At 46.8% G+C, this 947-nt stretch carries 1 protein-coding gene; it reads right to left on the bottom strand.

Features of this window, described 5'->3' with window-relative positions:
* Nucleotides 1–947: PKD domain-containing protein (locus tag PXG98_RS16415; RefSeq protein WP_276392937.1), on the bottom strand; the 947-nt coding region annotated here is incomplete at both ends.

The following is a 947-nucleotide window of genomic DNA, read 5'->3' as shown; positions in this document are numbered from 1 at the left end:
TGTGCGTCTTCTACACGCAAGGTTACCTGGTAGTTCCCCGCACTACTAAACTCTTTTGATGGGGAACTCGCATTTGAAGTACTACCATCACCAAAAGTCCATAAATAACTCGTTATCTCATCATCATCCGTAGAACCACTGCCGTCAAAAGAAACTAGCAATGGAGCTTCGCCACTACTTACATTAGAACTAGCACTGGCCGTTGGGCCCGTATTGGGTAAGGCACTAACTGTAATGGTGGTACCTGCAGTGTTGCTAAGACCTTCTGAATCCGTTACCTGTAAGCTAACCGTGTAAATACCTACACTGGTATACGTGTGCTCCGGATTACTATCGTTTGATATATTCCCATCGCCAAAATCCCAAGCGTAAGACAAGCCCCCTGGACCATCGTCCGTAGAATTGCTTCCCGTAAATTGTACCACCAAGGATGGAGCACCACTAGTAGGGGTAGCTCCTAATACTGCTGTTGGAGCTTCATTGCCTCCTCCACTACTACTTACTACACTTACATTGTCATATACTGCAGTGGTTATAACCCCATCTCTATGCGAAGTCGTCGCTAAGCCTACTTCAATGGTTTCACTCATCGAGATGGTTCTACTGCCTAACTGCTGCCAATTGCCATTGGTCGCAGAAGCATAGCCTGTAAAAGTGCTGCCACTTCGCACCAAACGCAGGTAATATCCATAACTGTTGGTGATTTCTGGTCCTATATTATTGTCTGCCGAGGTCATGGCAACTCCCGCAGTTGGTCTATCCTGTAGGGTATAACCTATCCCTAGATTTAAAGGGTCTGGGGACATCGACATATAAATCATTGCAGCGTTCGCTGCTGTGCCATTACGCATCATCACGCCGGCTTTGGCCCAATCGTTCGTATCTTCCAAGGATACTACTCTGGCGATAATCTCCCCATCTCCCGTAAGGGATTGGTGTACAAAATG

It is taken from the genome of Eudoraea chungangensis (assembly GCF_029360665.1).
Taxonomy (GTDB): Bacteria; Bacteroidota; Bacteroidia; order Flavobacteriales; family Flavobacteriaceae; genus Eudoraea; species Eudoraea chungangensis.
This window is presented reverse-complemented; position numbering and strand designations above follow the sequence as displayed.